Source organism: Vagococcus sp. (assembly GCF_036639995.1).
Lineage (GTDB): Bacteria > Bacillota > Bacilli > Lactobacillales > Vagococcaceae > Vagococcus.
In genome coordinates this window covers 23,047-32,214 of sequence record NZ_JAVWHO010000008.1, presented here as the reverse complement: position 1 = coordinate 32,214, position 9,168 = coordinate 23,047, and the positions used below count along the sequence as shown (strand labels likewise).

General features: G+C 31.9%; 7 protein-coding genes and 1 pseudogene. 2 read left to right on the top strand and 6 right to left on the bottom strand.

Annotated elements, in window-relative coordinates; all coding sequences use genetic code 11:
- From RR554_RS04130 to RR554_RS04120, 3 genes and pseudogenes are all read right to left on the bottom strand, one after another.
- Window positions 1-225, bottom strand: a pseudogene (locus RR554_RS04130) (DNA repair protein RadA); the annotation flags it as partial.
- Between the two features lie 115 nt (window positions 226-340).
- Window positions 341-877, bottom strand: coding sequence for a dUTP diphosphatase (locus RR554_RS04125; protein ID WP_332463225.1), 537 nt, complete (start codon window positions 875-877; stop codon window positions 341-343).
- A gap of 151 nt (window positions 878-1,028) precedes the next feature.
- Complete coding sequence (locus RR554_RS04120) at window positions 1,029-3,032, bottom strand: KUP/HAK/KT family potassium transporter (RefSeq protein ID WP_332463266.1); 2,004 nt, start codon at window positions 3,030-3,032, stop codon at window positions 1,029-1,031.
- A gap of 388 nt (window positions 3,033-3,420) precedes the next feature.
- On the opposite strand from RR554_RS04120, the gene RR554_RS04115 reads away from it, so the two are divergent.
- Window positions 3,421-6,030 (top strand): YfhO family protein, encoded by a 2,610-nt coding sequence (locus RR554_RS04115; protein ID WP_332467481.1) that lies wholly within the window; start codon window positions 3,421-3,423, stop codon window positions 6,028-6,030.
- A 93-nt stretch (window positions 6,031-6,123) separates the two neighbouring features.
- Here the strand turns inward: RR554_RS04115 and RR554_RS04110 are convergent, their stop codons facing one another.
- The 3 genes from RR554_RS04110 to RR554_RS04100 form a co-directional block, all read right to left on the bottom strand.
- On the bottom strand, window positions 6,124-6,933 hold the full coding sequence (locus RR554_RS04110) for a hypothetical protein (protein ID WP_332467480.1): 810 nt from the start codon (window positions 6,931-6,933) through the stop codon (window positions 6,124-6,126).
- A gap of 120 nt (window positions 6,934-7,053) precedes the next feature.
- Window positions 7,054-7,515, bottom strand: coding sequence for a Dps family protein (locus tag RR554_RS04105; RefSeq protein WP_332463222.1), 462 nt, complete (start codon window positions 7,513-7,515; stop codon window positions 7,054-7,056).
- Between the two features lie 71 nt (window positions 7,516-7,586).
- A complete protein-coding gene (locus RR554_RS04100; protein ID WP_332463221.1) occupies window positions 7,587-8,297 on the bottom strand; it encodes a hypothetical protein in 711 nt (236 codons plus the stop codon).
- A 120-nt stretch (window positions 8,298-8,417) separates the two neighbouring features.
- On the opposite strand from RR554_RS04100, the gene RR554_RS12115 reads away from it, so the two are divergent.
- Window positions 8,418-9,119 carry a prepilin peptidase gene (locus RR554_RS12115; RefSeq protein ID WP_443081317.1) on the top strand — a complete coding sequence of 234 codons (702 nt, stop codon included), beginning with the start codon at window positions 8,418-8,420 and terminating at the stop codon, window positions 9,117-9,119.
- Window positions 9,120-9,168: the final 49 nt, after the last annotated feature.

The window sequence follows — 9,168 nt, the reverse complement described above, 5'->3', positions numbered from 1 at the left end:
CTCTGTTTTAACTCTTGTTTCTTTTTCAAAGACAATTTTATCTAACTTTTTTGGTTTAGTTGATTCGCCTGTTAAACTAACCCGACTATGCCTTGTTGGTTTTTCTTGAATGATTTCTTCAACTAGCGTATTCCACTCACCACAGTTAGGACAACGCCCTAAGTATTTAGGCGAAATATAGCCACAGTCTTGACAGACAAATTCATTTTTCTTTTTTTTTGCCACAAAATCTTCCTTATCTATGTCATTCGTTAAATAGTTATGTAATTCACACTAATATTTTAGCACATAAGTTCGTTATTTCTTAAGAAAAAGTCTGACTTTTAAAAGAAGTTAATCTTTATTTTCCAGAAGAACCAAAACCACCTGTTCTATCCATTGTTGTTGTATCATTATCCGCCTTTAAGAAAGGTAAAAAGATGCCTTGACCAATTCGCTCACCTTTTTTAATTGTCATGTCTTTCAAACCAAAATTTAAAAACTGAAACATAATATGTCCTTCATTAGCATCATTATTATAGTAGTCACTATCAATCACACCAACTCCATTACCTAAAAGCAAAAAATTCTTTAATGGATTACTTGAGCGGTTACATAATTGCAAAAACTCCTCTTCTCCCATATAAGCTTTCACTCCTGTTGGTACAAGGGTCGGTTTCATTTGTTTTAGCATCGCCTCATCAATAAAAGCTTGTTCTTTATTTAATGCAATTTTCAAAGCATTAGCAACGCCTGATTTCCAAATAGAAGGAATGAGCACGTCTTCTGACGCTTCAAAATCATAACCAGCAGCGTGTTTTGTTGCTCTTTTTGGTAAATTGATGTTATTAAATGTTGACACCATTTCGAATCCTCTTATTTTTGACACTTTCATCATCTCCTTCAGATTTCTTTATCTTTCCTATCCTACATGATATTTCAAAAAATAAAAAGAGGTTAAACCATAATCTTTTCTTAATTTACAAGGTTTTTACAGAAAAACACACAAAAAAGACAGGGGAACAATTTCACCCTGTCTTAATTCATTTTTAGTCGTCATCTTCATCAAAATCATCTACTTGAATTTGTTTCAAGCGTGCACCTGTTTTCTTTTCACCAATAACAAGTGGAACGTGTTCGACAATAACATCACTATATTCCAAACCAAACCATCTAGCCGGATCAAAGGCAATTTTCTTAATCGCAAGTTTTGCTTGCATCACTAAGGTATCCACCGCACTTAATGACGTTACTCTTGTTAACTCTTCTCTAATTAATACAAAGGCAAAATCTCCAACTTCTCGCCCTTTCATAATTGAATATTTTTGAGGTTGTTTTGGTAGTTTACCATCTTCCATCAAATCATTAACAATTTGTCTTAAGTAAACATTAACTTCTTGATTCATTCTAAAACCTAAACGAAGTTGAACGTTAACGATATAATCCGTTCCCATCATATCAACGTAGTACTCATTTGTGTAAGGTTCATCTGTAACAAACACATTAACAAACCAGTAAACTTTCGCCTTTTTAGGTCGTTTATCTAAAATAGAATAAATAATATCTTTTCCGACTTGGTGTCCTTTTATTTTCGTTGTTAAAAAGACAATATTCGTTTGATATTGAGAAAGGGTTGGGTCTTGACTTAACTCTTTCAATTGATCTTTGTAATCACATAAAGACACTCTATCAGACTCACGTTCTTGAATGATATTTCCGCGATGCCAAATCATCATAATTCCAAAAATAATTAATGCCATAATCACTGCGACAAACCCACCGTGTAAGAACTTCGTAGCACTTGAAATAAAGAAGATACTTTCAATTGATGCAAAGAAAATAAACATGGTATATGCCAAAAATTTTGGTGTTCCTTTTTGTAACAAATAGAACAGTAACAATAATGTTGTCATAAGCATTGTAATAGTAATGGCCAACCCATATGCTGATTCCATATGTGCTGACGTTCTAAAAGTAACAACAATACTTAAACAACCAAGCATTAATAGTGTATTAACTGCTGGGATGTAAAGTTGACCTTTTTGATCAGTTGGATAAATAATTTTCATCCTTGGTAATAAGCGTAATTTAATCGCTTCTGACACTAATGTGTACGAACCTGAGATAAGTGATTGAGAAGCAATAACTGCTGCTAAAGTAGCAAATACAACCCCTACAACTGCCATTGAATGTGGCATCATTCTAAAGAATGGGTTTAACATTTCAATTTGTTGGTAAGTCGGGTTATCTTTAACACTAATCAACCAAGCTGCTTGACCAAAGTAGTTTAGAGTCAAACATACTTTAATATAAGGCCAACTAACTCGAATATTCTTACGACCTGCATGCCCTAAATCTGAATATAACGCTTCTGCACCTGTTGTTGCTAAAAAGACGCTACCTAAAATAAAAATACCAGCTTTATTTTCATCTGATATTAACAAATGAAAAGCGTAGTACGGATTAAGTGCACGCAACACACTCAAGTCATCAGCAAAATTAATAATTCCCATGATACCTAAAAAAGTAAACCAACCTAACATGATTGGCCCAAACGCTGTTCCTACTTTTTGAGTTCCTAAACGCTGAATCATAAACAAACCAAAAATAATAATCATAGTGATGACAACAATAACATGTTGATTGTCACCAAATGCATTATAAAATTGAGGAATACCTCGAAGCCCTTCAATTGCTGTTGTCACTGTTACTGCTGGTGTTAAAACTCCATCAGCTAATAGTGTGGCCCCACCAATCATTGCAGGAAATAACAAATATTTCCCAGATTTTTTTACTAGGGTATATAAAGAAAATATACCACCTTCTCCATGATTATCTGCATTTAACGCAATCATGACGTACTTCACTGTCGTTAATAATGTTAACGTCCAAAAAATAAGAGACACAGAACCTAAAATAAATTCTGTTGATATATTAGCTAACCCATCATTACCTTCAATGATTGCTTTCATTACATAAAGCGGACTTGTACCAATATCTCCATAAACAACACCCATCGCAACTAATGCGCCACCCACTTTGAAGGTGTCCATGTTTTCTCGGGTCAACTTATGACTCACTTTTCATTCCTCTCTTTCAACAAAACAATTCCTTAATTTTTATCATATTTTAAATACAAACAAGATGAATTATATGCTCTTTATCTTAAAAGTCAACACCATTTCAAAGAAAAAATAGCACTATTCATTTATTCTATTTTGACCATTCAACTTTTGCTATTTTTAGTAAAAAAAACTTAATCAATATTAAGTACATATTACTTTAAAATAAACCTTTCTCTCTTTTATAACTATCGTTATTTTTATTCTCTTTTACTTCACCATCACCTTCCATTTTCTTCCTTCTCGAAATTCTATATTTCCAAAGAAAGCTGTGATAAAATGAAGAAGTTAATCTACCAAATATTGGAGGAACTTTCAATTGACACTTACTAAATTAAAAAAATCTTTTAAAAATGAAGGAAAGTATGGCTTAGCTGCTTTTTTTATTCCTTTTTTTATCATGCTTTTTGTCTATCTTAGCATTGGTATCTTCTGGGGAAGCGATCGAAGCGTTTTAGCTAGTGACGCCTTTTCCCAGTTTTCAAATTTTCATGCAAGCTTTAATAACGTTTTACACGGTGATCAAAGTATTTTTTACACTTGGAATGCCTCTCTTGGGCTTAATTATTGGTCACTTATTTCCTATTATCTAGGTGGAATATTCACACCGCTCGTATTTTTCTTCAACAATCAACATATCCCAGATGCTCTTTATCTTCTGACTTTATTAAAAATAGGTAGCGCCGGTCTTGCCTTTTGGTACTATGGTAAAAATACGTATAAACTATCTCAATGGTCGATTGTAACATTAAGTGTTTCTTATTCACTCATGTCATTTATCACAGCCCATTCTGAACTTATTATGTGGTTAGATATTTTTATGTACTTGCCTTTAGTCATTTTGGGAATTAATCAGGTCATGGACAAAGGAAAATCTATTTTACTCTTTGTTAGTTATCTATTGCTCTTTGTCTCTAATTTTTATTTTGGTTTTATGATTGGTGTCTTTTCTGTCGTGTACTTCTTTGCAAGACTTGCCACTAATCCTAAACAATACAAAAAATCAATCTTGCCATATTTTGTAACAGCTCTTCTTGCTGGTATCAGTTCCATGATTATGATTTTACCAGCTGTGCTTGATTTGAAGACAAATGGTGAGACATTAACTGAAATGGCACGCCTTAAAACAGAAGCCACTTCATTTTGGGATATTATCATAAAAAATATGATTGGTGTCTTTGATACAACTAAATACGGTTCCATTCCTTTCATTTATGTTGGGATCTTGCCTCTCATTTTTTGTATCTTTTACTTTGTTACTAAAAAAATTAAGTTAACAAATAAAATTGCGTATGGATCTATGTTTATTTTATTGATTGCAAGTTTTTATTTAGAACCACTAAATCTCTTTTGGCATGGATTCCATGCACCAAATATGTTCTTATTTAGATTTAGTTTTCTATTTTCATTTTTAGTTGTTATGTTAGCAGGTTACGGTTGGGAGAAATTTACAAAAGAAGACGGTGGTTATCTTGTTGGCATTTGCCTCATTTTACCGGTATTGTTCTTATTAGCTAAATTAACATCGCCTAAAACTGCCTATGATTTTGCTACACCGACTCATCTTTTAATGACTATTTTATTTGTATTACTTTATTTAACAGCGATTATTTTCTACCAACTTAAAAAATTACCAGGAAAAAGATTAGCTATTTTACTCCTGCTACTTGTTTCTGGAGAAGCTTTTCTAAATACCTCTTACATGCTAAATGGTATTTTAGATGATTGGAACTATGCTTCTAGAAGCCTTTATTCAGAGCCATATCCTAATTATAAAAAATTAGTGGATACTGCGAATAAAGCAAATAAAGAAGACTTTTACCGATTGGAATCTTTAGCTCCTATTTCATCAAATGATAGTTTCAGTTACGGATACAGTGGTATTAGTATGTTTTCTTCTATTAGAAATCGTCACTCATCTAAATTTCTAAACGATTTAGGCTACCGTTCTAGAGGTACTAGCTTAAATATTAGATATCAAAATAACACCTTATTTATGGATAGTTTACTAGGTGTAAAACACAATATTAGCGATCAACGTGTTAATAAATACGGCTTTACGTCCGTTGCAAAAGCTGGTAAATATCAACTCTATGAAAATGAAGACGCCATGCCTTTAGGTGTGTTAACAGAACCGACATTGTACCGAACTAAATTTCCAAAAAATGATAATTTAGGTGCTCAAACAGCCCTTATCAATCAGTTGTCAAATTTTGATGATACTTACTATAGCTTTGTCAAACCAACGATTGCAGAAACTAAAAATACCAAAATTATTAACAAACCAAATAACCATGTTTTATTTAAAGAAATCAAGCCAAATATAGCTAAATCAATTACCTATGATATTTTTGTTCCAGCAGGCAATCAAGCGTACTTAAGTTTATTCCCTGGAGACTTCTCTCAAATAGAAAGCTCAAGTGCCACTGTTCTTTCTCAAGGAACAAGTTACAAAAGCCAAATTAACATTACCGGTCAATATTACAATTTAGGTTACTTTGAAAAAGATACAACGCTTCGTTTCACACTTGAATTATATGGAACAAAAGATATTGATTTAGTTGATCCACCAGTCGTTTTAATGGATACTAATAAATATCAAAGTGCCATGAATGAAATCAATAAACAAGGCGTTAATTTTGACGTCTCAGGAAGAAAAGCAAAAGCTACTGTTGAAACACCTGAGGACAAAGTATTGATGACCACCATTCCTTACGACAAAGGATGGACGGTAAAAGTAGATGGTAAAAAAGTCCCTACAAAAGACTTTAAAAAAGCCTTTTTAACATTCAGTGTCCCTAAAGGAAAACATGAAGTGACCATGTCCTTCTTACCTCCTGGACTATTGATTGGTGTCTTACTATTTATCTCAGGTATCGGCATCTTTAGTGTTTACTATATTTTTGTCTTAAATAAAAAAAGAAAGTAAAAAACAAGTCATTTAGATTTCCTCTTTAAAGGAACGTTTAAATGACTTGTTTTATTTTAAAAATTATATAGAAAGCGTTGTCAAGCAATTAAATTAAAAAAATGGGACTAAGTACCACATAATCATTAACTCACTATTAGACAAACAATACTGAATCGCAATTGATTCTTGATTGCTACCATTCGAATACAAATCAATTATTCGCATACCAATCGAGTTTAGCATTGCTTCACCATATTGATCCACAACCGCATGATCCACCGCTTGGTAATCATAAGAGGTACCATTGCTATCAACAACTGTTACGATAGCTCCTGTTTGTAGATTTTCTTCCATAAAGTTCATAATTCCTGGATTATGTCCACCAAAGTACGTGGTCTGGTTATCACGAGGATTAAAGGTTGAAATTGTCGTAACAATCCAGCCAGCATCAATAGCACCTTGAATTACTCCTAGATTGGTTTCTGTTCCTAAAGAATGAAACGGCTTATAAATACCGTTGATCCCAATCGAATTAGGTGCTAGTTTTTGCTCATTTTTTTTAGAAACTTCGGGCACTATTTCTTCCACGGTTTCTACTTTTTCTATCGGTGTATTTTTTTCTTGAGACGTTTCACTGATTACTTCTATCTCTTCTGAAGTAATTGGCTCAGTCGTTTCAATTGTTGCTGCCTGACTACTATTTACCTCACTACTAACATGAGACACACTCTCTCTTGATGATTCTTGTGTTGAATTTACAGTTGACGAGGCTACTTCTTTTGCTACCAACCCATTTTTAGCTTTTAATTTACTCGTTGAATCAGTTGATGCAAAAGAAAAAATTTGCTGTCCTAAAAAAAGACCTATCAAACTAACAAACGCCGTGACAAGCCAAAGTAACTTCTTTCTATTTTTCTTCATTGCTATTCCCCTATCGTTAATAACTTCCCCTAATACTTATATCGGTTGTTATTAAACAATAATTAAATAACAAAAAAGACATACTCCTAAAAATAGAAGTATGTCTCTTGTTTGATGATTTTATAATTTTGGTTCTTGGCCTAATTCAGCACTAAGCATCCAAATTGTTTTTTCCACATCTCCTTTGATACCAATAAAGATATCTTGTGAGACATGGTCATTTTCTTCTTCTGTTACTTTAATACCTTCAGCACATAATTCTCTTAAATAACGGTAACCATCTAACAAAATAGTTAAATGATCTTCCATTGATTTGTCATAAGTACCTGGTTGATCTTTAATTTTTGTTTGTTCAGCAAATTCTTTTAAGGTTGAATAAGGACTACCACCTATTGTGATTAAACGTTCTGCAACTACATCTAAATGATCATTGATGCCATCCATGAACTCATCCATTTTTGGATGTAGTGTTAGAAAAGCTCTACCTCTCATATACCAATGTGTTTGATGAATAACAACTGAAAATTGACTTAAATCTGCAACTGCTTGGTTTAGTACTTCTTTTGTTTTAACATTACTCATAATTCGAACTCTCCTTATCAATTGATATATTAAGTGTAACACTCATTTGATAAACTTGAAAATGAAATGAATCACAATTTTGCTTTTGCTTTGTTTATTGAACTTTCCAGCATTTCAGTCATCTCTTTATCATAATCATCTTTGTTATTATAACCAGAAACAAAGGCCATCAAGATTAATTCCAGTTCTTCATCTTGTCCTTCTGAAATTTGCCATTTCTTTTTATCCTTTTCAAAAGTCAACGTTACATTGGTTACTTGTTTAGATTTAGTTCCTTTTCCAAGTGCTGTATTAAATGACTTTAGAATCATTTGTTTGGACTCTTTTCCTGTAATATCCTCATTTTTCATCAATTCACTCAACACCTCATCTAAGGTTTTATCAACTAAATGAGCATAATCAAAACCTTGAATCTTGTACGTCACTTTATACTGATTTTTCTTCACTTCTTTAACTGAATAGTTATAACTACTTGTTTCCTGAACTTTCTTCATCAAGCCTTCAGAGATTTGTTTTTTTTCTTTATCAGGTAGTGGTCCCGTAATAGGATCAAACACACTTGAAAAACTATCTCCTACATTGGTTGTCATGATGCTAAGTTGTTTGCTTAAAATATCTCCATTATCAAAATTTTCTTTGAATTTTTTCGTTTCTTTATGGTAAATAAAGTCTTCAATAAAAACTTTTGCTATTTCTTGTTCATCTAATCCTTTTTTTGAACACCCACTAAAAATAAATATCACCATCAAAAGGCAAACGATCCATTGTCTATTCTTTTTCATTTATCACTGTTCTCCTAAAGTTAATCAAATACAATATATCATATATTAATGAAAATATTATGATTTTTTGAAGAAAATAATCAGTTTCATCGTATTTTAAATTAAAGAGGTGGTATTATTATGATTTTAATATTTTTTATAGGTACTATTTTTGGCTCTTTTTTTGCTGTTTTAGCCAAAAGAATTCCAATTAACGAATGTTTCACTACAGAACGTTCCAAGTGTGACCATTGCCAAACAACACTTAACTGGCTCGACTTATTTCCGTTTTATGTCCTTCTTTTTCATAAAAATAATTGTCGTTATTGCCAACAAGCCATACATAACTACCACAGTATTTTCGAGATACTAACCGGCATTACTTTTCTTATTTTTTACACCCATTTTCCTATAAGTTGGAATTATTTTTATCTCCTTCTTTTATGGTTAATGGGACTTACTCTTAGTTTAACGGATTATTTATATTATCTTGTAGAGCCTAAAATTATGTATTCACTTAGTTTATTTGCTCTTATTTCTTTTTTTATCACCCATGGATTTTCATTACATTATTTTATTTCAACAGCGTTTATTCTTATTTTATTTCTATTACTGTCTTTATATTTACCTAAAAGTATTGGAGGTGGTGACATAAAACTACTTCTCATTTGGTCTATTTTTTTAAGTATTTTAGATTTACTTTGGTTACTTCTCATTGCTTCACTAACAGGTATTATTTTTATAGTTTTAACTCGACTTCTTTTTAAAAAAAAACTTATTAAACTTCCCTTCGTTCCATTTTTAACTTTTGCTTTATTCCTAGTCACACTAATTTTTTATTAACTAAAAAAAGTTGAAATTAGGTTATTAGCCCTAATTTCAACTTTTTAAT

Bases quoted from the DNA above. Each gene is read 5' to 3' on its own strand.
- RR554_RS04100 (WP_332463221.1), bottom strand. From the start codon at position 8,297: ATGAAAAAGAATAGACAATGGATCGTTTGCCTTTTGATGGTGATATTT.
- RR554_RS04120 (WP_332463266.1), bottom strand. From the start codon at position 3,032: ATGGACACCTTCAAAGTGGGTGGCGCATTAGTTGCGATGGGTGTTGTT.
- RR554_RS04105 (WP_332463222.1), bottom strand. From the start codon at position 7,515: ATGAGTAATGTTAAAACAAAAGAAGTACTAAACCAAGCAGTTGCAGAT.
- RR554_RS04125 (WP_332463225.1), bottom strand. From the start codon at position 877: ATGATGAAAGTGTCAAAAATAAGAGGATTCGAAATGGTGTCAACATTT.
- RR554_RS12115 (WP_443081317.1), top strand. From the start codon at position 8,418: ATGATTTTAATATTTTTTATAGGTACTATTTTTGGCTCTTTTTTTGCT.
- RR554_RS04110 (WP_332467480.1), bottom strand. From the start codon at position 6,933: ATGAAGAAAAATAGAAAGAAGTTACTTTGGCTTGTCACGGCGTTTGTT.